This window comes from Imbroritus primus, from assembly GCF_964332355.1.
GTDB classification, from domain to species: Bacteria; Pseudomonadota; Gammaproteobacteria; order Burkholderiales; family Burkholderiaceae; genus Imbroritus; species Imbroritus primus.
In genome coordinates this window covers 747,557-768,584 of the sequence record NZ_OZ201293.1, presented here as the reverse complement: position 1 = coordinate 768,584, position 21,028 = coordinate 747,557, and the positions used below count along the sequence as shown (strand labels likewise).

Below are 21,028 nucleotides of genomic sequence, written 5' to 3'. Positions count from 1 at the left end.
CAGTTGCCTGCGAAGCCTTTTCGTATCTGGTAGGCCGTGCGTGACTCGAACACGCGACCAACGGATTAAAAGTCCGCTGCTCTACCAACTGAGCTAACGACCCAAAAACGAAGCTGCGATTATAGTGAAACGGCAGTGCCCATGTCAACCCGCGGCGGCCAAATCGTCACACCATGCGTTCCATGCGCCACAGCTGGTAGCGGAAGGCCAGCACAGCGCCAACGATGATGCCGGCCAGGGCGATGAAGGAGCCGATGGCGAGCGTGGAGACGCCCGACAGGCCCTGCCCGACGGTACAGCCGAGTGCCGTCACGCCACCGATACCCATCAGGATGCCGCCGACGATATGGTTGGCGGTATCCTCGGCATTCGCAAAGCCTTCCCAGCGGAAAGTACGCGACACCAGTGCCCAGGCAGCCGAACCGGCAATCATGCCGAACACGCTGACGATGCCGACGGTCAGGACCTTGCTGGTATCGCTGAACAGCATGAGCCAGTCCATGGCATAGGCAACCGGCGAGACAAAGCTGAAACTTTCCATGCGGCCGCTGTTGGTGGCGAGGTATACCTCCTCCAGCGTCTCGGGATGCTCGGCGATGAAACCGAGATGGCCGGACACGTACCACATGCCGGCAATCACCGCGCCGACACCGAGGCCGCCGAGCAGGTTGTCGAATGTCCAGAACTCCCGGCGCAGCAATGCCCAGGCGATGATCACGCCGCCCACCAGCACGGACAGCCACAGCTGCAGACTGGCCTTGGCCATGCCTGTCGTGTTGGCCAGAACGGCTGGCAAATCCTGCGTGGTGGCGAGATCCACAGCCACTGTATCGACTGTGGAGACACGCACCACGCCAAATATACCGCGCAGCGTCATGTAAGCCGAGAAGCCGAGGAACAGGAGCACCACGAGCGACTTGAGGTTGCCCGCGCCGACCCGCACCAGGGTCTTGCTGCCGCAGCCCGAGGCCAGCACCATGCCAAAGCCGAACATGAAGCCTCCAACCAGCGACGAGAGCCACAGTACGCGGTTGGCAGTGTAGATCGTCCGGCCGGTATCGATCAGGCCCAGCGAAGCCATCACGCCCGTCCCGACCATGGCGGTACCGATCGCCAGCGCCCACATGCGCATGCGGTTCCAGTCGCCCATGTTGATGATGTCGGAGAGGGCGCCCATGGTGCAGAAGTGGGTGCGCTGCAGGATGGCGCCAAACACGAAGGCCAGCCCGAAGGTGCTCCAGAGAACGGTCTGCGTGAGTGCGGACACGTTGATGTCAGTCATTGCTTGGCTCCTGCTGCAGGGTCAGTCTGATCAGTCTGATAACGGGTAGGATCGGCCACGCCGGCCGCCTCAAAACCGGCACGACGCAGCCGGCATGAGTCGCAGACGCCGCAGGCGCGGCCTTCGGCGTCCGCCAGGTAGCACGATACTGTCATGCCGTAGTCCACGCCGAGCCCGATGCCCGTACGGATGATCTCTGCCTTGGACATGGCGATGATCGGCGCCTGCACCCGGATACGCTGGCCTTCCACACCAGCCTTGGTGGCAATATTGGCGAGGGTTTCGTAGGCGGACACAAACTCGGGACGACAATCGGGATAGCCCGAATAATCGACGGCGTTGGCACCGAAGAACAGGTCGTACGCGCCTACGGCTTCCGCCCAGCCAAGCGCAACGGACAGCATGATGGTATTGCGCGCCGGCACATAGGTGATCGGGATGCCGGTACTGTTGCCGTCAACGGGCACGTCAAGCGTATCGTCCGTCAGCGCGGATCCGCCAAACGGCCGCAGATCCAGGTCGATGATCTCGTGACGCTGCGCACCAAGGGCTCGCGCCACACGGCGCGCCGCATCGAGTTCGGAAGAATGCCGCTGGCCATAGCGCATTGACAGCGCATAGGTTTCAAAACCCTGCGCGCGAGCCATGGCAAGAACAGTGGCGGAATCGAGCCCGCCCGATAGCAGGACGATAGCGCGTGATGTCATTGAATAAGGCCGGGGGCGCCGGCAAGAAATCGTTCGGGTCGGACGGATCGGCCCGGCGCACATTCTACCGCGAGCGGGCCACTGCCGCGCGATGACGCGATAGCAGCCACACGGGGCCCGCGGGCATGGGGGCCGCGAACCAATGAAAACGGCCTGCACAGGGCAGGCCGCTGGTCACGCCAAGGCGTACGCCAGGATCATCTACTTCAGGGTCTTGAGGCGCTCCGTCGCAGCCTTGGCCGAGGGCGTGCCCGCGTACCTGGACACGACCTGCTCCAGCGTGCGCCGTGCGGCGGCCTTCTGCCCGCTTTCGGCCTGGTTGTTGGCGATCGCGATCATGGCATCCGGCACCTTGGCATGGGTCGGATAGGCCTGCACCATGTTCTGCAACACGGTGGTCGACCCTTTGTAGTCGCGCTGCGCATAGAGCGCGTTGCCAAGCCAGAACTGCGCAAGCGGCGTGTACGGACTCTGCGGATACTTCTGGATGAATCCCGAGAATGCGCTACCTGCTCCCTTGAAGTCACCGTCGCGGAACTGCTTGAGGGCCGCATCATAGGTATCCTTCTCGGCTGGCTGGGCCATGCCTTCCTGCCCTTCCACCGAGACCTTCTGCGGCTCGAAGCGTGCCACACGGTCGTTCAGGTCCTTGTAGTAGTCCTTGACCTGTTTCTGCAGCGTCTGCACGTCATTCTGCAGCACTTCGTTGTCGCCCCGCAGGCGGGCGACCTCGGAGCGGAGCTGCTCCACCTGGTTCTGCAGATCCTGCACCGCCCGTGAATTCTGGTCGATGCGCTGGGCCGCCGTGGCCTGGAAGGCCGTCGACTTGTCCCGCAGGTCGATGATGGCGCGACGCGCCTCTTCGTCGTCGAACATGCCAGCCCGGGCTGGTAGCGCAATACTCATTGCACTACATGCCAGGGCCGCCACGAGCCATCCTTGAGAAAGGCGCATTTTCATCGGCACGCTCGTCCTGGAAATTAATAGACGATGTCAGCGCGACGGTTTTCCGCCCACGACGCTTCGTCATGCCCCAGCGCCTTGGGTTTTTCCTTACCCAGGCTTACAGCCTCGATCTGGCCTTCCGAAACGCCTTGCAGCGTCAGCGCGCGGCGCACGGCCTCGGCACGCTTCTGACCCAGGGCCAGGTTGTACTCGCTGGTGCCGCGCTCGTCGGTATTACCCTGCACCAGTACGCGGCGGCCCTTGTTGGCGTTCAGGTACTTGGCATGCTCATTGACCACGCTCTGGAATTCCGGCTTGACCGAGTAGCTGTCAAGGTCAAAGTAGATGCTGCGGCGAGCCAGCGGGCTGTTGGGATCGTTCAGCGGATCACCGCCGACGTTCACCTGCTGGACCGCGCGCGGATCGGTGCCCTGGCCGGCGCCGCCAGCGCCGTTCGCGCCCGTGGCGGCATCGTCAAGTTTCACACCCGAGCTACAGGCGCCCAGCGTAACCAGTGCGGCGGCGATCAACAGCTTGTTCATCAGTGCAGACATGGTAAGACTCCCTTTTTATTGCATCAACTTATTGCATGAACGGACCCCATGCCGGCTCACGGACATCACCGGACTGGAGCGAAAGAATCTGGCGGTTGCGGCCGTCCACCGAGACGGCCGCCAATACGGCGCGGCCACCCGCGCGCGTGGCATAAAGAATGTACTTGCCGTTGGCGGCGAAGCTCGGCGCTTCGTCGTTGCTGGTATCGGTCAAGGCCGTCACATCGCCGTTCGTGAGATCCTGCACGTGCAGCTTGAAGCCACCGCCGCGCGAGATGTAGGCCAGCAGCTTGCCGTCCGGCGAAATGCGCGGACTGACGTTGTAGTTGCCCTTGAAGGTCACGCGCTGGGCGCGGGCCGCCTGCTCGCCCTCCACCGGCATGCGGTAGATCTGCGGTGCGCCGCCACGGTCGCTGGTGAAGTAGATGGTCTTGCCGTCCGGCGAGAACTGCGGCTCGGTATCGATCGCGCTGCCCTGGGTAAGACGGCGCAGGCCGGTGCCATCGATGTTGATCAGGTAGATCTGGGTATTGCCGTCACGCGACAGCGAGACGGCCAGTTTGCGTCCGTCCGGCGACCACGACGGCGCGCTGTTGTTGCCCTTCTGGTTCGATACGAGCGTACGCTTGCCCGAAGCCAGGTCGTGGACATACACCACCGGCTTCTTGCTTTCGAACGACACGTAGGCAACCTTGGTCCCGTCAGGCGACCAGGTCGGGGAGATGATCGGTTCCGGGCTGCTCAGTGCGGCCACCGAGTTGGCGCCATCAGAATCGGAGATCAACAGCTGGTAACGGCCGCCGACGCGCGACACGTACGACAGGCGCGTGGCAAATACGCCGCGCTCGCCAAGCAGCTTCTGGTAGATGTAGTCGGCAATCTTGTGCGCGGTCACGCGCAGCTGGCTGGCCGGCACGTTGAAGGCCAAGCCGCCGAGGCTTTCGCCCTTGACGGTGTCGTACAGACGGAAACGGACATCGAAATTGCCGTTGGCCTGCTTTGTGACGCTACCGGCCACGAAGGCATCGGCACCGCGCCCTTTCCAGCCACCCAGGTCGACCTTGGCCGACTCAGCGACCGTCGCGCCAGCGACATCGACATTGCGGAAACGGCCGCTGCGCGTGAGATCGCTGCGAATCACCGCCGTCAGGTTCTGCGGCGACCCCGCCTCATTCTCGAAATTCGCCACCGCAATCGGAAACTGGCTCGAGCCCACGCCGGAAATTTCCACGTTGAGCTGGGCACGGGCCACGCCGACCGCCAGCATCATCATTGTCCAGGCCACCAGGCACTGACGCAGGAATGGTGCCACTCGCATCTGCATGCTGCTCCTCATCTTCAGTCTTCGATCTGTACGACCCGCCTAGTCCTTCGGGCGGAACGTAATATTAAAGTTGCCGGGCGCCTTGCCATTGGTGTCGCGCGGCAACGGGTCCGAACGATCCACGGCGCGCAGTACCGCATTATCCCACGCGCTATCGCCGCTCGAGCGCGCCAGCCGCTTGGACAGGATCGACCCGTCCGGCGCCAGCCGCACTGCCACGACCGCAGCCGGGTTGCCACTCACCGCATCCGGATCGAACACGATATTCGGCTTGACCCGTGCCCGTACGCGGTCCGCATAGCCTGGGGAAGCTTTGGTATCGGAACCGGTGCCTTCACCCTGGCCACCGCCCGAACCGCCGACGCTGGTACCACCGCCCGCCAGGGCACGCAAACGCGCCAGTTCCGACTGCCGTGCCTGGGCCGCGGCTTCCTTGGCCTTGGCGTCGCGCGCGGCTTTTTCCTTGGCGAGCTTGTCTTTTTCAGCCTTCTCCGCCTTCTCCTTGGCGAGGCGTTCCGCTTTTTCCTTTGCCGCCTTCTCAGCTTTCTCGGCCTTCTCGGCTTTCAGGCGCTCCTCGCGCTGTTTCGCTTGCTGTTCGGCCGCTTTCTGCTTGCGAAGTTCCGCTTCGCGTTGCTCCGCCTCACGTTCCCGCTGCTTGCGAGCGGCCTCGAGCTTGTCCTGTTTTTCCTGTTCGGCCCGCCGTGCATCTTCACGGCGGCGCTGTTCAGCCTGCCGCTCGGCCTCTTCCTGCTTGCGCTTCTGCTCGCGCAGGGCGATGTCGGCCTTGTCCTCCACCTTGGGCTCGACCTTCGGTGGTTGCGGCTGGGGCTGCTCCACCGGCCGCGGCGGAGGCGGCGTCGGCGTCGGCGTCACATCGGGGATTTCCACCCAGATCTCGGCTTCCGCGCCGGCCGGACTGCGGATCTGCCACTGCACACCGAAATACAGCACCACTCCCAGCAGCAAATGCATGACCAGCGCGAGCAGGAACGCGCGCATCGAACCGCGTTCCTGGACTGGTGCATACGGATGGTAGGTGCTTGACATGCTGTACAGGTGAGAGCGCTTGGGAGGCGATTTCAAAATGATTCTGGCGTTGCTGCGTCACCAGAATCGCTTCACTTCATTTTGAAACCGCCTCCAGATTGAGTGTTTAACGTATCCAACACGCCGGCATGGTTAAACGCCCTGCCGGGCGGCGATATTTACTGCGATTTCACCAGCAGGCCCACCCGCTTGATGCCGTCGGCCTTCAGGGTGGACATGACATTCATCACAGCGTCGTACTGGACGGTTTTCTCGGCGGCGATCACCACCGGCTGATCCGGATTCTCGGCCACGCGCTGGCGTACGAAGTCGAGCAGTTCGCCACGCGTCACCGTGCGCTCGGCGCCATTGCTACCGGTGCTCACGCGCATCGACTTGTCGGCGCGGATCGACACCATGATCGGCGGCGTGGTCTGCTGCGGCGCGGCCTCGGCCACGGTCGGCAGGTCCACCACGCCGGGATTCACCATAGGCGCCGCGACCATGAAAATAACGAGCAGCACCAGCATCACATCGATATAAGGCACGACGTTGATTTCTGCCGAGGCGCGGCGGCTGCGGCCACCGCGGCGCTGGATTGCGGCCATGGCGTCCTCCCTCAGTGCGTCTGGCGTTGCAGGATGTTCGAGAACTCTTCCATGAAGCTCTCGAAGCGATTGGCCAGGCGGTCGATCTCCGTGGCATATCGGTTATAGGCCACCACGGCCGGAATCGCCGCAAAGAGGCCGATGGCCGTGGCCACCAGCGCCTCGGCGATACCGGGCGCAACGGCAGCCAGCGTAGCCTGCTGCACATTCGAGAGCCCGCGGAAGGCATTCATGATGCCCCACACCGTGCCGAACAGGCCGATGTACGGGCTGACCGACCCCACGGAGGCGAGGAACGGCAGGTGCGATTCGAGGCTGTCCATCTCGCGCTGGTACGAGGCACGCATGGCGCGGCGTGCCGCATCGAGCAGCGCGCCGCGATCATGCACACTCTTGTCGCGGGCCTTCAGGTACTCGCGCATGCCCGACTCGAAGATGCGCTCGAGCGCACCGGTCTGGTGGCGGTTGTTGGCGGCGCTCTGGTACAGCGCCGCGAGGTCGCCACCGGCCCAGAAATCGCGCTCGAACTTCTCGGTCTGGGTCTGTGCGCTGCGCAGCGCAAACGACTTGCGGAAAATATAGGTCCACGAGAACAGCGACAGCATCAGCAACAGGGCCATCACGGCCTGCACCAGCAGACTGGCATTGAGGACCAGCGACAGGATCGACATGTCGTGCGCGACGTGCGGAATTGGGTTCATGCGGCAGCTTTGATGAGAGTCAGGACGGGAGCGGGAATCGGCATCGGCCGGAAAGTCGCCCGGTCGACGCAACCCACGCGGATGGTACCGGAAACGAGCAGCTGTTCGCCACGCCAGGCTTCCTGGAGGAAATGGACCGAGGCGCCGCCCACGCGTTCCATGCGCGAACGGACATCGAGCACATCGTCCAGCCGGGCCGGCGCGGCGTAGTCGAGGGCGGTGCTGCGGACCACGAAGACAGCGCCCGCCTCGTCGGCGAGGGCCTGCTGGTCGACGCCAAGCGCGCGCAGCCACTCGGTGCGCGCGCGTTCAAAAAACTTGAGGTAGTTGGCATAGAACACGACGCCACCAGCGTCGGTGTCTTCCCAATACACCCGGACAGGCCATTGAAATACGGACATCCGGCTATTGTAAGGGATGCTCCTTGCCATTCATGGACCACCCCGCGAATTTTATGTTACAGGCGGTTACGCACCGGCCGCCGGCCGCGCGACTTGCAGGGGGCGAAGTCCTGTCGTACACTCGCGGCAACCATTCCACCCTGCGTGACTGGCGAGTTCAGTGGGTTCACCACGAGGAAACGCGGGGTATATCTGGCGCAATGCACAGTGCGCCTGCCGATCGCCTGGGCAGCGAATGGGAAGCAGGGTGTGTCCCGATTGATCAGCCGGACGAAAGCCGGTGATGGGACCTCAGTCTTCCCCGGCCTGTCCCTGATCCCCGTATCTTTCTCCAAAAATACAGGTGTATTCACATGTTTGACCGTAGCCGCTCAACGATCGAGCAGATCGACCCGGAGCTCTGGAGTGCCATCCAGAAGGAAAACCAGCGTCAGGAAGATCATATCGAGCTGATCGCCTCCGAAAACTATACGTCGCCAGCCGTGATGGAAGCCCAGGGCTCGCAGCTGACCAACAAGTATGCCGAGGGCTACCCTGGCAAGCGTTACTACGGCGGCTGCGAGTATGTCGATATTGCCGAGCAGCTGGCGATCGACCGCGTCAAGCAGCTGTTCGGCGCGGAAGCTGCCAACGTGCAGCCGAATTCGGGCTCGCAGGCCAACCAGGGCGTGTTCTTTGCCATGCTGCAGCCGGGCGACACGATCATGGGCATGAGCCTGGCCGAAGGCGGCCACCTCACGCACGGCATGGCCCTGAACATGAGCGGCAAGTGGTTCAACGTGGTGAGCTACGGCCTCGACGCCAATGAGGCCATCGACTACGAAGCGCTCGAGCGCAAGGCCCGTGAAACCAAGCCCAAGCTGATCATCGCCGGTGCCTCGGCCTATGCCCTGCGCATCGATTTCGAGCGCATCGGCAAGGTTGCCAAGGACATTGGCGCGTACTTCATGGTGGACATGGCACACTACGCTGGCCTGATCGCCGCGGGCGTGTATCCGAACCCGGTGCCGTTCGCCGACTTCGTCACCACCACCACGCACAAGAGCCTGCGCGGCCCGCGCGGCGGCGTGATCCTGATGAAGTCCGAGTTCGAGAAGCAGATCAACTCGGCCATCTTCCCGGGTCTGCAAGGCGGTCCGCTGATGCACGTCATCGCCGGCAAGGCGGTGGCCTTCAAGGAAGCGCTGTCGCCGGAATTCAAGGCCTATCAGGAACAGGTCGTGAAGAACGCCAAGGTGCTGGCCGAGACGCTGATCGAGCGCGGCCTGCGCATCGTCTCCGGCCGCACGGAAAGCCACGTGATGCTGGTGGACCTGCGCGCGAAGTCGATCACCGGCAAGGAAGCCGAGCGCATCCTCGGCGAGGCCCATATCACGGTCAACAAGAACGCTATCCCGAACGATCCGGAAAAGCCGTTTGTGACCTCGGGCATCCGCGTCGGCTCGCCCGCCATGACGACCCGTGGCTTTACGGAAGCCGAAGCGAAGATCGTGGGCAACCTGATGGCGGACGTGCTCGACAACCCGCACGATGCCGCCAACATCGCCCGCGTGCGCGAGCAGGTCAGCGCGCTGACCAAGCGTTTTCCGGTCTACGGCTGACGCGGTGTGGGCCGGCATGCCGGCTCATGCAGAAACGGCAGGCGCACCTCGCCTGCCGTTTTTTTTGATCTTGCCTTGCCGCAGGCGTGCGCTGACAATATATGCAGCGTTTGCCACCCAAGAATCCAACGACCCATCCAGGCTTACGGCCTGTTGATCCCCGCGGCGACCCAGCATGAAATGTCCTTTTTGCGGCCATACAAGTACCCAGGTTCTCGACACGCGCGTGTCGGACGATGCTGATGCCGTGCGCCGCCGCCGCCGCTGCGAATCCTGCGACAAGCGCTTCACCACCTACGAACGCACCGAACTGGCATTTCCGGCCATCGTCAAGAAAAACGGCAGCCGTGTGGACTACACGCGCGCCAAGCTGAAGGATTCGATGCGGCTCGCCCTGCGCAAGCGGCCGGTTTCGGCCGAGGCTGTCGATGAGGCCATCCTGCGCATTGAAGAAAAGCTGCTGGCCAGCGGCGAAAAGGAAATCGTGACCAGTCACCTCGGTGAACTGGTCATGCGGGAACTGAAAAAACTCGACAAGATCGCCTATATCCGCTTTGCCTCGGTGTACCGTAGTTTCGAGGATGTGTCGGAATTCCGCGACATGCTCGATGAATTCCAGGGAAACACCCCTCCAAAGGCGTAATTTTTTTGCGGACAGGCGAAATTCTGATACAACTACGCGAATGTAACAAATTGTATAGTTGACTTCAGATCACATTCCTGGCACTCCGGTTCACAACAACACATCCGGGCACGACCAGCGCAATGTGCGGACGGGTGGAGGGGAGCAATGCACCGGTGTCGCGTGTCGCATGCGCATGGCTTTGCCATGCTAGAGGCGCTGGTTTCCGTGCTGGTGCTGACCATCGGCGTACTGGGCATTGCCGGGCTGCTGCTCACTTCATATCGCTTCTCGCAGCAATCTTCCTACGACACGGTTGCCATGCATCTCGCCACCGAACTGGCGGACAAGATGCGCGCCAACCTGCCGGCGAGCCAGACGCCCAATCCGGCCAACAACCCCTACCTGTTCGATACTGCGTCGATGGGCGCCAATCCCACGCCGGTACAGAATTTCTATACGACGCCCTGCTCCGATGTGACAACGGTCTGCGCACCGCTGCTGGCACGCTTCGATGTGGATGAATGGGTGCGCCGTGCACGCCTCTCGCTGCCGGGTGCGCGTGCGGTGGTCTGCCGTGACGATGTCAGCTGGCAAGCGGCGGGCTACAGCCCATGGGGCTGCAATCCCGCTGCAGGAGCCGGCACGGCACCCATCGTCATCAAGCTCGGGTGGGTGGAGCGGCCGCTGCTCGGCCAGACGCGTGCCGATGTCACCGACTTGGCCACGCGCCCGCAACTCGTCATCGTCGCCCTGCCATGACTGCCTCCGCCCGGCACCGCGCGCCTGCCTCCGGTTTTACGCTGATCGAACTGATGGTCTCGATCACGCTCGCCATGCTGCTGCTGATCGCGGCCCTGACCTTCTTCCTCACCAGCCGGCAAAGCTACGCGTCGATCGGTGATACCACGCAAATCGAGGACAAGGGACAGTTTGCGCTCGATGTCGTGGTGCGACTGATCCGGCAGTCAGCGTGGGAAAACTGGGCGCCACGCAATGGCGGCGCGCGGGTTGGCATCACCGGCGACATGAATGCCGCACCCAATATCTTTGGGCTCGATAACTGCGCCGCCCCGACGGCTTCGCTACAGCCGGCCTGCGAACAGGTCGGTGTGGCCGGCAGCGATATGCTCCAGGTCCGTTTTGTCGGCTCCGGACGCAGCGACGATCCCACGTTGCCCGACAACACCATGGTGGACTGCTCCGGCATGGGCGTGGGTGAGCCGGCGCCCGAGAATGTCGATGACGGCAGGGGCGTCGCACAGTTCTTTGTCGCCACCGGCAGCAACAACGTGCCAGAACTGTTCTGTCAGTTCCGCGTGCGCGATGCGCAAGGCAGGGAAACCGGTGCATGGCGTCGCATCAGCCTGGTCAAGGGGGTGGAAAGCCTGCATTTCCTGTATGGCATCGACGGCAACAACGACCGCGTGCCAGATCAGTTCGTGCCGGCCAATGCCATCGGCGCCATGACCGAGGCAAACTGGAAACGTGTGGTTGCAGTCAAGGTCAGCATGGTAATCCGCGGTGACAATGCCAGCACAGAACCCGCCAGCGACACGGCGTTCAGCCTGTTCGGCCCGAGCTACAGCAACGCCCAGGATCCCGGCAGCGGCACCTATACCCCGACCACGAACCTGCAATCGCAGCGCCGGCAGTTCTCCGCCTCGATCCAGCTGCGCAATGCGCCCGTCTGCTCACCGATGCCCTGCCCATGAATACATCTTCCCGCGGCTTTGCGCTCGCGACCTCGCTGATCATGCTTGTCATCGTCACGCTGCTGGCGCTGGCGGGGGCGCGCATGGCCATCGATTCGCGCAAGGTGGCGGACAACCAGCGCGACCGCGACATTGCCTTCCAGGCCGCCGAAGCAGCCTTGCGCGATGCGGAGTTCGATATCGAAGGTGGGAGCCGCATGACGGTCTTCGATGCCAATGAGCAGACGGGATTCATCAAGGGCCGTTGCGGAACCGGCGGCAATGCGCGCGGCCTGTGCGAGACCGCCGACGGCGAGGCCGCACCGATCTGGCAACGCGTGAATTTCGATGATGTCTCGGCCAACGCACCGACCGTCGCCTACGGGACATTCACCGGCAACCGCTTTGCCTCGGGCGCAGGCCTGCTGCCATCGCGTCCGCCACGCTACATCATCGAGCCTATGCAGTTGACCATCGAAGGCGCCAGCGCCAATGCACAGGGCAAGGTGCCGTTCTACCGGATCACGGCGGTCGGCTTCGGCCCCAACCCTGCGGTACGCGTCATGCTGCAGACCTTCTATTACAAGATCACGCCATGATGAACCGCATGGGACGAGGAGTGTCGCAATGATCCGCTATCGTGCATGGCTCATGCACGGCATGGCGCTGCTCGCGGCCGTGGCCGCTACCGTGGTCGCGGCCGCGCCTACCGTCGACATTGCCCGCGTACCGCTGTATGGGCGCAACCAGAATATTCATCCCAACCTGCTGTTGAGCCTGTCGGTCGAGTTTCCCACGGTCGGCGCGGCGTACCGGGGCGACTACGACGGCGACACCGAGTATGTCGGCTACTTCAACCCGGGCAAGTGCTACACCTACAACAGCACCGAGAACTACTTCGAGATCAGCGGCAACGCCACCGCCGCGCGCACTTGCAGCAGCGCCTTCAGCGGCAACTTCATGAACTGGGCAACGTCCTCGGCTATCGACATGCTGCGCCTGGCCCTGACCGGCGGTGACCGGGTCGTGGATGAAACGACGCGTACCGTGCTGCAGCGCGCAGTGCTGCCCGATGACTTCTTCAATAGCGGCTCATATTTCCCGCGCCGCCAGCTCTCCGGCTCGACCCTGATACGCGGCGTGACGCCGTTCACCAGTAGTACGGTGTATGTCACCTCATGCGGCAACAAGCTGTTCTTCGGCAACAACACCAGCAACAATGCCAGTTGCTCGAACCCGGGCAACTATCAGAACCTGAACCCCGGCTCGAACAACAATCGCCGTCCCTACCTGGTACGGGTCAAGGTCTGCGACGCCAACGAGAGTGCCACGCGCACCGATCTCTGCCAGAACTACAACGGCAATTTCAAGCCCGTCGGGGAAATGCAGCGCAACGCCGCGCGCGTGCGCTTCGGTGCCTTTGGCTATCTGAACGACAGCGCCAGCTCGCGCAACGGCGGTGTGCTGCGGGCGCCGTTGAAATACGTTGGGGCCACCAGTGTCGACGCCAACTTTGACCTGATCGCCAATACCGCACGGCAGGAATGGGACCCGGCCACCGGCGTGTTCCGCACCAATCCCGAGAACGCCGCGGAAGGCGTCTCCGGCGTGGTGAACTACCTGAACCAGTTCGGCCGCTCCGGCCAATACAAGGAACTCGATCCGGTCAGCGAGCTGTATTACGAATCGATCCGTTACCTGCAGGGCCGCCAGCCCACGCCGTCGGCAGTGTCAGGCATCACGACGGCATTCAAGGATGGTTTTCCGGCCTATACGACATGGACGGACCCTGTCCTGGCAAGCTGCCAGCGCAACTACGTACTGGCAATCGCCGACATCAACACCCACTGGGACCGCTTCGTCCCGGGCAATACCCGCACCTATACCGACTCGGCACGCGCGGTCGAGAGTTTTGACAACTTCGATGTCATGGAGTGGACCAGGAAAGTTGGTGACCTCGAAAGCCAGACTGCCGGCGGCAACCCCAACCGCGATACCGCGCTCGCCAACCTGCAGACGCTGGATACCGGTTCGGGCGACCATGGCACCTACTATATGGCCGGAACCGCCTACTGGGCGGCCACCTCGGCATTTCGGCCGAACATGCCGAACCTGCGCGTGACCACATTCTCCATCGACGTCGACGAAGGCGGCGATGGCACGGTGACCACCGCGAAACGCCGCAGCCAGCTGTACCTGGCAGCCAAGTACGGCGGCTTCAGCGATCGCAACAACGATGGCAATCCGTTCCGCACCTACGCAGCGGATGGCCGCACGGTCGTCACCAACAACAGTGAGTGGGAGGATGCCCCCGGCTCGCGCGTGCCTTCCAACTGGTTCCTCGCCGGACAGCCGGCCAAGATGATCGCGGCGATCCGCAACATCTTCAATCGCATTGTCAGCTTCGGCGGCACGATCTCGGGCGTCGCTGTCACGTCCACCAAGGTCGGTATCGGCGGCGCATTCCAGTATTCGCCCGGTTTCGACGCACTGCGCTGGTCCGGCCGGCTCGCCGCGTACCGCATCAGCAAGGACGCCAACGACAACCTGACCCTGAACGATACGCCCACATGGGAAGCCGGCAACCTTCTCAGCCAGCGTACACCGGCGAGCCGCCGGATCTTTTCGTATCGGCGTGGCACGGGCGGCGGCAATGGCATTACCTTCGACTGGACGAGCCTGTCGGCCACCCAGCAGGGCTGGCTCAACCGCAATCCGGACAGCCCGACACAGGCTACCGACGGACAGGGACAGAACCGCCTCGCCTATCTGCGCGGCGATACCGCGCGTGAACAGAAGAACAACGGCGCCTTCCGCAACCGCGACACATTGCTGGGTGATATCGTGAACTCCGGTCCCGTCTATGTCGGCGCACCGAAGCGGATTTCCTTCGAAAGCACGTTCAACACCTTCTACGCAGATAACCTGAACCGCACCAAGGCCGTCTACGTGGGTGCCAACGATGGCATGCTGCACGCCTTCCATGGCGATACCGGCGCCGAGCTGTTCGCCTACGTGCCAAACGCCGTCATGCAGAACCTGCCCGACCTGACAAGTCCGAGCTATGCGCACCGCGCCTTCGTAGATGCCACGCCGGTGGTCGGCGAGGCCGTCATCGGCTCGGCCTGGACCACGGTGCTCGCCTCCGGCATGGGCGGTGGCGCACAAGGCGTGTTCGCCCTCAATGTCACGAACCCATCCACGTTTGGCACCGGCAACGTACTGTGGGAGTTCACGGACGAGGACGACCCCGACATGGGTAACGTCATGGGCGTGCCGCAGATCGTCAAGCTCAAGACCGGAGTGGTCAATGGCGTTCCGCAGTACCGCTGGTTCGTGATGACTGGCAATGGCCTGAACAGCAACCTGAATGACGGCACTGGCCGGTTCAACGCCAATGCACCTGCGGTGCTGTTCCTGCTAGCGCTCGACAAGCCCGCCGCCCAGCGCTGGACACTGAACACGAACTACTACAAGTTCGTGATGCCGGCATCCGACGCGGCGCTCGCCAATGGCCTGGGCTCGCCCGCCGTGGCGCTGAACAATGATGGGCAGGTACTGACGGCCTATGCCGGTGACCTGCAGGGCAACCTGTGGAAGTTCATGCTGTCCGACGGGCCCGCCGCAGCAAACGTGCTGCCCACCTACAAGGACGACACCACCTTGCAGCCGCTGTTCACGGCGACCGACGGCACAGGCCGGCGCCAGCCGATCACCATGCAACCGCAAGTCGTGTTCGCACGCGGCGGCTACATGGTGCTGTTCGGTACCGGCAAGTACTATGAAGCGGGCGACAGCCGTCCGGCTGCACAGGTCAACTCCTTCTATGGCATCTACGATGCCAATATCACGCCGCGCGTGCGCGTGACCGGCCGCAACCGGCTCAATGCCATCACTCTCACCGCCGACGGCAGCAGCTATCGCTTCTCGCGCACACCGTTTGCACTAGGCACGGGAAGCACGCAGAAGATGGGTTGGTACTTCGACTTCCCGGACAGCAGCGAGCGGCAGGTGACCGATGCACTGCTGTCGAATGGCACGATCTACTTCAACTCGCTGCTCACCGGCACCGACCTGTGCGGTACCGGTAGCGGTAGCCGCAACTATGCAGTGAATGCGCTGACCGGCGTGCCGGTGCTGTCGAACACTGGCTATCTGTCGCCGACCGGCATGCTCGGCGCGCCGGTCATCATTGAACTGCGCGTTGACAAAGGCGTACGTGATTCGGTCGGCCTGATCGACGTCACGCGCACCGTGGAAATCTGGGCCTTCGGCGCGACCGGCGGCGGTAAGCAGGCCTTCGTCGGCGAAGGCGGCAATGCTGCGCCAGGGACGCCAGGCGAGAAACCGCCTGCTGGCCGCTTCAGTTGGCGCGAGATCCGCAATATGAACTTCATCACCAACACGCCATGAGACGCTCCCTCCGAACATGCGGTTTTACGCTGATCGAACTTGCCGTGGCGATGATCGTCATTGGCATTCTCGCGGCGATCGCCTATCCGAGCTACACCGACTATGTCACGCGCACGCGCCGGACGGAAGCTATATCGGGGCTGATGCGCGCCATGCAGCTGGCCGAGCGCCAGTACTCGCGTACCAACTCATACGCCGCAGCCAGCTATCCACTGTTTTCGGGAGAGAACGACAACAGCTCCGCCCACACGCTGACTGCACCCGCCCAGTGTGGCGCACTGGCGCTCAACGAATGCGTGCAGATCAGCGCCGTACCGCGCCGCGCCGATGCGCGCTGCGGCACCCTCACGCTGCGCAGCACCGGCGAGCGACTGAGCCAGACCACTGGCGACGCAAGTCCGGTGGTACGGGACGAATGCTGGCGCTAAGCAAGGAATGTCCATGATGCGCGTCCGCGGTTTCACTCTGATCGAAATCATGATCACGATCGTCGTGCTGGTCATCATTCTGGCGGTCGCAGTACCCAACCTGAGCGACCTGCTGCGCCGCCACCGGCTGTGGACACAGGCGGACAGCTTTGCCTCTGCACTCTCGCTGGCACGCAGCGCCGCTATTTCGCGCAATACCTGCGGCGCGGTCATCGCCACCGACGGCGACGCAAACTGGCGCCAGGGCTGGATGGCCTTCGTCGACGCCAACTGCAACCGCGCGTTCGATGCGGGCGAGATCCGCCTGACACAAAGCGGCGCGCTGCCAGATGCGATGACGGCCACGTTCCTCTCCTCCGATCCCGGCGCCCCTTACGTGTTGTACTCGCCAGTCGGCTACACGCGCACTGCCGCCGCCGGCCCCATGCAGGCCGTGATGACCTTCGCGGATGGCGATCATCTGCGACGCGTGCGCATCAATGCACTGGGGCGGGCCCGGACCTGCGAGCAGGCCAGCGACGCGAGCTGTACCGGCGTCAACGATGAGTAAAACATTCGCCACGCCTGGAGACTTCTCGCTGCCCTTAGCGTAACGAACATTCACAGTCATTCCGGAGAGCGTGCCATAGACTCGGTATCAATCGATACACGAGGAGTGCGCCATGCCCTGTCGATGTTTTCGTTCGCCATACGGTCGCGCCTCGCGTTGCCATGCGAGGCCCTGTCGGCCGGCCCGGCATGCCGCCCCGCGACAGCGCGGAATGATCCTGCTCGATGGCTTGCTGGCGCTATTGATCCTCACGGCCGGACTCGCGGCGCTCACGACCGTGGTCCTGCATGGCCTGCGCGATAGCCGTGCCACCGCGAGAATGACGCAGGCCGTACGCCTGCTGCAAGACGGCGCGGAACAACTGCGGCTCGATCCGACTGGAGCGTGGCTCGCGCACTGGCAACAGGACATTGCAACCGCACTCCCGGACAGTAGCGGCCAGCGCACGGCACGCAGCCTGATTATCGAATGGCGCGAAACGCAGGATGCCATGTCGCGCCACCTCGAACTACCGCTTGCACCATGAGCGCCATCGGTTCGGTGCGCCTCATGCCTGTGATCGCGTGCGCACACGCCGCGCACATCCCCTCTTGCGCAGCGAGACGCATGATGCGCGGGGTCTCCCTGCCCGCCATCCTGATCGGCCTGGTACTCGCGCTGGCAGCCACCGTCATGGCTTCGCGGCTCCTGCTCACGGCACGCGCCGCCTATGCTGCCGTCGCAGAAGACACCCTGATCGGTGAAAAAGGCCAGCAGGCACTGGAAGTCATCACGACGCAGCTCAGGCAGAGCGGCTGGTCGCCGCAAGGGTGGCCACCCGGTGAACCGGCGCTCGCCGCGCTGGCGAACTGCGGGCAGGCAACACCAGGACCGTTGCCGACGTGCACAAGCACCGCTTCGACCCCGGGCGCTGCAAGCGCTTCCTCAAGCAGCGATCTCCTCCAGGTCCGTTTCGCCGGCAGCAGCGCGCCCATCGATGCCGGCCTCGCCGACGAAACCGTGGTCGACTGCGCCGGCCAGGGCGTACCCGAGACGCGCACGCCAGCCAGTGGCGCACCGGCTGGCTTGAGTCTCTTCTATATCGGGCGCGCCGACGATGGCGAACCGCAGCTGTTATGTCGGTATCCGTCGCGTCAGGCCGGTCGCATGATGGACGACCACTGGACTTCGCGCTCGCTGATCCGTGGCGTCGAGCATCTACGCTTCCGTTTTGGCGTCGACGACAACGGCGACGGCACACCGGACCGTATCCTGAGCGCTACCGATATTGGCGCGAGCACTGCAACCTGGCAACGCGTCATCAGCGCGCAGGTTGCCCTGGTCGTGCGCGCCGAGCGGCGCAGTGCATCGGGACCGTCCCCGGCGCTGACACTGTTCCGCAATCCGGACATCCGGTACACGCCGCAGGATGCACCGCAGCGGCTACGCAAAGTATTCACGGCGGCGGTGCAGTTGCGCAATCCGCCGCCCTGCGGAGCCGCCACATGCTAAGGCATGCCATGGGGTGTGCCGCCATGCGCGCGCCCCGACCTGTCGCCGCACGCACAGGTTATCGCGGCATGGCTCTGGCGACCGTGGCGATCATCCTGTTGCTGCTCGGTGCCCTGGCCTTCGCGGGAGTGCGCATGCTCGCCGACCATCGCCTGATCGCCAGTGCATATGCCCAGCGCGAACACGCGTTGCGCGCGGCCGAATACGCCCTCGAACAGGCGGAGCACGAACTTCGCACGTCACTAGCGCAGCCCCTGCACGACATGGCTGTCGCTGCCGGCAGTTGCGGCACCGGCAACCAGGCTGGCTACTGCACTGCCGATACGCACGGTCGTCCGGGCTGGTCATTCGCGCGCTTTCATGCGTCAGGAACGGCGGCCAATACGCGGGCAGCCGGCAATGATGCCCACGCCCCGCGCTATGTGGTCGAACTGCTGCCGGACCGCCATCCCGGTACGCCACTCGCGCTGTCCGGGACGTATGGCCCTGCACCGGCGGTTATCTATCGCGTGACAGCCGCCGGCTTCAGCATGGATGGCGACATGCCGCGTATGCTGCAAACCCTCGTGCGTCCCGCACCGTTCACGCCGTGACATCCGCCCGCCCCGACCTCATCATGTGGCCGGCATCCGCGTCGTGCGCACATAGGCCAGTACGATCGTCGCAGGCACCCCGCTCTTCACGATCATCAAGAATGTGCCGCGCATCGCTGATGCTGGCATTGCTTCTCTCGCTCGGTACGCTCGGCACAGTTTCCGGTCTCTCCGGCGCGGGCCAGTATCCCCAGCATGTGGTGCCGGCTGCCGGCGATGATCCGTGGCATGGCCGACTGCGTGCGATCACATTCGCCCCGGTGTCCGCCGAGACTGGCCATCCCGCGCCTGCCGATGCCTGGGAAGCGGATGCGCTGCTCAGCGGCACGGTATCGCAACCGCCACGGCTGCCGAGCTCCCGTCAGTTATGGACCGCACGCGAAACAACGGCGGCAGGGTCAACCGGACTGGCACACATTCCCTTGCGCAGCGACGCGCTGTCGCCCCAGCAACTGCAGTATTTTGCGACCGCTCCGGATGGCACGGCCGACGGCATGCAGGATGTCCGCCTCGCTTATCTGCGTGGCGACCGCCGTCTCGAAGGATCCACGGGCTGGCGCGAACGCAGCGGATTGCTCGGCGCCCTGCGCGGGGCAACGCCACGCGTCGTGGGCGCGCCCCAGATGCTGTTCGCCAGCGGCAGCCAGCTGGCATTCGCGCGTACGCATCAGTTACGCACGCCGCTGGTGTTCGTCGGCGCCAACGATGGTCTGCTGCATGCCTTCGAGCTCGCCAGCGGGCAGGAGCGCTTTGCCTACGCACCGGCCGCCGTGTTGCCGTGGCTAGCCACCTTTCCACATACCGACGCCATCCGGCGGCCACCGGTCTGCCCGCGCCCAGCCGCAGCCGACGCTGAACTGGCAGGACAATGGCGCACCGTGCTGGCCTGCAGTACCGGCGCGGATACGGCCGGGCTGTTTGTCCTCGACGTCACCGATCCCGATGTCGCGCGCGACCACGGTCTGTTGTGGGAGGTCGATGCGAACGCCCTGCCCGCACTCGGACACACGCCGGGCCCTGCGGCCATCGTCGGCCTGCCGGTACGCCCGCAGGCCGGACCGGCAAACACAGATGGCCGTCGCTGGTTCGTGGTATCGGGCAACGGCACGGCAGCGCCGGCGGGCAGCCGTGCGGCGGACCCCGATGCCGCGCCCCGGCAGCCTTCGCTGCTTCTGCTGGCGCTCGATCATCGTCATGGGCAACCATGGCAGGCCGGCCGGGACTACTGGCAACTCCCCACACCGCCTGGCACGCGCGGTGCGCTCGGCGCGCCGTCGATTGCCACCGATGTCCTCGGCCAGCCGGTCGCCGCCTATGCCGGCGACAGCACTGGCACGCTGTGGCGTTTCGATCTGCGCGGTCCGCTGCCGTGGGATGACATGGACCGGCGTGCCACCGCTTTGCTACAGGGCCGGACGCACAGCGGCAAGCCGCTCGACCTGACAGCGCCGCCGCTCTTGCTGCACGGTACCGGTGGCACGCTGGTACTGGCGAGCGGCGCGCCATCCGCCGAGACAAACGGCGATGGCGGCACCCTGTTCGCGGCGCTCGACGATGGCAGCAGGGCGCTGACGCGCGACATGCTGGCGATGGCCAGCGTAACCGCCACTGCCTCGGGCAGCACCGTGGTGCCGGGCGCTGCCCAGGCCAGAGGCTGGCTGCTCGACCTGCCGCATGCTGGCGAACGTCCGGCCACGCTGGAAGCCATCGGACACGGTCTAGTACGCCTCATCACCGAAGCCGCCGACGGCATGTCTCGCCAGTACCTGCTGCATGGTACGAATGGCAGTCCGCCCAGCGCCGGCGGCATGACGGGCGCTGCATTCGATGCGCGGGTGCTGGCTGCGCCCCTATTGAACTTCATGCCGGACGGCCCGGCGCGCACGAGTATGCAAGGCGCGGCCAGCCTGCCGCTGCAGTTGCAATCGTGGATGCCCGATGCCACGGCAGCCGGCGGGTGGAGCAGTGTTGTCGCAGGCGCCTTGTCAATCCGCACGGGCCGGTTGGCCTGGCGTGAGCTGCCGATGGAGCCGCCGTAAGGAGGCCTTGCGAGCATCACGCCCGGAATCCATCGACAGGAAAATCGCA

General features: G+C 64.1%; 21 protein-coding genes, 1 tRNA gene and 1 riboswitch. Of the genes, 12 read left to right on the top strand and 10 right to left on the bottom strand.

From position 1 onward, the window contains the following. Positions 1-27 precede the first annotated feature (27 nt). From ACQ3C8_RS03480 to ybgC, 10 genes are all read right to left on the bottom strand, one after another. Positions 28-103 (bottom strand) — tRNA-Lys (locus ACQ3C8_RS03480). 63 nt (positions 104-166) lie between these two features. Beyond that, entirely contained in the window at positions 167-1,282 is a 1,116-nt protein-coding gene (locus ACQ3C8_RS03475; RefSeq protein ID WP_428852479.1) for a YeeE/YedE family protein, read from the bottom strand. Next, positions 1,279-1,989, bottom strand: coding sequence for a 7-cyano-7-deazaguanine synthase QueC (gene queC / locus ACQ3C8_RS03470; protein ID WP_428852478.1), 711 nt, complete (start codon positions 1,987-1,989; stop codon positions 1,279-1,281). The genes ACQ3C8_RS03475 and queC overlap by 4 nt, the downstream gene beginning before the upstream one ends. 201 nt (positions 1,990-2,190) lie before the next feature. Continuing rightward, on the bottom strand, positions 2,191-2,949 hold the full coding sequence (gene ybgF, locus ACQ3C8_RS03465; RefSeq protein WP_428852477.1) for a tol-pal system protein YbgF: 759 nt from the start codon (positions 2,947-2,949) through the stop codon (positions 2,191-2,193). 20 nt (positions 2,950-2,969) lie between these two features. Beyond that, positions 2,970-3,488 carry a peptidoglycan-associated lipoprotein Pal gene (pal, locus tag ACQ3C8_RS03460; RefSeq protein ID WP_009521908.1) on the bottom strand — a complete coding sequence of 173 codons (519 nt, stop codon included), beginning with the start codon at positions 3,486-3,488 and terminating at the stop codon, positions 2,970-2,972. Between the two features lie 28 nt (positions 3,489-3,516). Continuing rightward, the gene (tolB, locus tag ACQ3C8_RS03455; protein ID WP_428853022.1) at positions 3,517-4,806 is read right to left on the bottom strand and encodes a Tol-Pal system beta propeller repeat protein TolB; all 1,290 of its coding nucleotides are present in this window, start codon (positions 4,804-4,806) and stop codon (positions 3,517-3,519) included. Between the two features lie 45 nt (positions 4,807-4,851). Continuing rightward, a complete protein-coding gene (tolA, locus tag ACQ3C8_RS03450) occupies positions 4,852-5,859 on the bottom strand; it encodes a cell envelope integrity protein TolA (RefSeq protein ID WP_050981028.1) in 1,008 nt (335 codons plus the stop codon). A gap of 158 nt (positions 5,860-6,017) precedes the next feature. Next, the gene (tolR, locus tag ACQ3C8_RS03445; protein ID WP_009521905.1) at positions 6,018-6,446 is read right to left on the bottom strand and encodes a protein TolR; all 429 of its coding nucleotides are present in this window, start codon (positions 6,444-6,446) and stop codon (positions 6,018-6,020) included. 11 nt (positions 6,447-6,457) lie between these two features. Continuing rightward, positions 6,458-7,147, bottom strand: coding sequence for a protein TolQ (tolQ, locus tag ACQ3C8_RS03440; protein ID WP_428852476.1), 690 nt, complete (start codon positions 7,145-7,147; stop codon positions 6,458-6,460). Continuing rightward, on the bottom strand, positions 7,144-7,548 hold the full coding sequence (gene ybgC / locus ACQ3C8_RS03435) for a tol-pal system-associated acyl-CoA thioesterase (RefSeq protein ID WP_428852475.1): 405 nt from the start codon (positions 7,546-7,548) through the stop codon (positions 7,144-7,146). Before ybgC ends, tolQ begins: the two co-directional genes overlap by 4 nt. A 134-nt stretch (positions 7,549-7,682) precedes the next feature. After that, positions 7,683-7,785: riboswitch (ZMP/ZTP riboswitch) on the top strand. Between the two features lie 116 nt (positions 7,786-7,901). Here ybgC and glyA point away from each other — a divergent pair. The 12 genes from glyA to ACQ3C8_RS03375 all read left to right on the top strand — a co-directional run bounded on the left by glyA (position 7,902) and on the right by ACQ3C8_RS03375 (position 20,979). Beyond that, the gene (glyA, locus tag ACQ3C8_RS03430) at positions 7,902-9,149 is read left to right on the top strand and encodes a serine hydroxymethyltransferase (protein ID WP_009521902.1); all 1,248 of its coding nucleotides are present in this window, start codon (positions 7,902-7,904) and stop codon (positions 9,147-9,149) included. 175 nt (positions 9,150-9,324) lie between these two features. Continuing rightward, positions 9,325-9,792 carry a transcriptional regulator NrdR gene (gene nrdR / locus ACQ3C8_RS03425; RefSeq protein WP_428852474.1) on the top strand — a complete coding sequence of 156 codons (468 nt, stop codon included), beginning with the start codon at positions 9,325-9,327 and terminating at the stop codon, positions 9,790-9,792. A gap of 147 nt (positions 9,793-9,939) precedes the next feature. Continuing rightward, the gene (pilV, locus tag ACQ3C8_RS03420; RefSeq protein ID WP_009521900.1) at positions 9,940-10,533 is read left to right on the top strand and encodes a type IV pilus modification protein PilV; all 594 of its coding nucleotides are present in this window, start codon (positions 9,940-9,942) and stop codon (positions 10,531-10,533) included. Continuing rightward, positions 10,530-11,486, top strand: a complete 957-nt coding sequence (locus ACQ3C8_RS03415; protein ID WP_428852473.1) for a PilW family protein — start codon at positions 10,530-10,532, stop codon at positions 11,484-11,486. Before pilV ends, ACQ3C8_RS03415 begins: the two co-directional genes overlap by 4 nt. Next, positions 11,483-12,064 carry a pilus assembly PilX family protein gene (locus tag ACQ3C8_RS03410; protein ID WP_428852472.1) on the top strand — a complete coding sequence of 194 codons (582 nt, stop codon included), beginning with the start codon at positions 11,483-11,485 and terminating at the stop codon, positions 12,062-12,064. Before ACQ3C8_RS03415 ends, ACQ3C8_RS03410 begins: the two co-directional genes overlap by 4 nt. Positions 12,065-12,092: 28 nt before the next feature. Next, positions 12,093-15,878 carry a pilus assembly protein gene (locus ACQ3C8_RS03405; protein ID WP_428852471.1) on the top strand — a complete coding sequence of 1,262 codons (3,786 nt, stop codon included), beginning with the start codon at positions 12,093-12,095 and terminating at the stop codon, positions 15,876-15,878. Next, positions 15,875-16,306 (top strand): type IV pilin protein, encoded by a 432-nt coding sequence (locus tag ACQ3C8_RS03400; protein WP_009521896.1) that lies wholly within the window; start codon positions 15,875-15,877, stop codon positions 16,304-16,306. The genes ACQ3C8_RS03405 and ACQ3C8_RS03400 overlap by 4 nt, the downstream gene beginning before the upstream one ends. A 13-nt stretch (positions 16,307-16,319) precedes the next feature. Then, complete coding sequence (locus ACQ3C8_RS03395) at positions 16,320-16,856, top strand: GspH/FimT family pseudopilin (protein ID WP_428852470.1); 537 nt, start codon at positions 16,320-16,322, stop codon at positions 16,854-16,856. A gap of 211 nt (positions 16,857-17,067) precedes the next feature. Further along, complete coding sequence (locus ACQ3C8_RS03390) at positions 17,068-17,382, top strand: hypothetical protein (protein WP_428852469.1); 315 nt, start codon at positions 17,068-17,070, stop codon at positions 17,380-17,382. Positions 17,383-17,462: 80 nt separating this feature from the next. After that, positions 17,463-18,347, top strand: a complete 885-nt coding sequence (locus ACQ3C8_RS03385; protein ID WP_428852468.1) for a PilW family protein — start codon at positions 17,463-17,465, stop codon at positions 18,345-18,347. 23 nt (positions 18,348-18,370) lie between these two features. Continuing rightward, positions 18,371-18,940, top strand: a complete 570-nt coding sequence (locus ACQ3C8_RS03380; protein WP_428852467.1) for a pilus assembly PilX family protein — start codon at positions 18,371-18,373, stop codon at positions 18,938-18,940. A gap of 119 nt (positions 18,941-19,059) precedes the next feature. Beyond that, complete coding sequence (locus ACQ3C8_RS03375) at positions 19,060-20,979, top strand: pilus assembly protein (RefSeq protein ID WP_428852466.1); 1,920 nt, start codon at positions 19,060-19,062, stop codon at positions 20,977-20,979. The last annotated feature ends 49 nt before the right edge of the window (positions 20,980-21,028 follow it).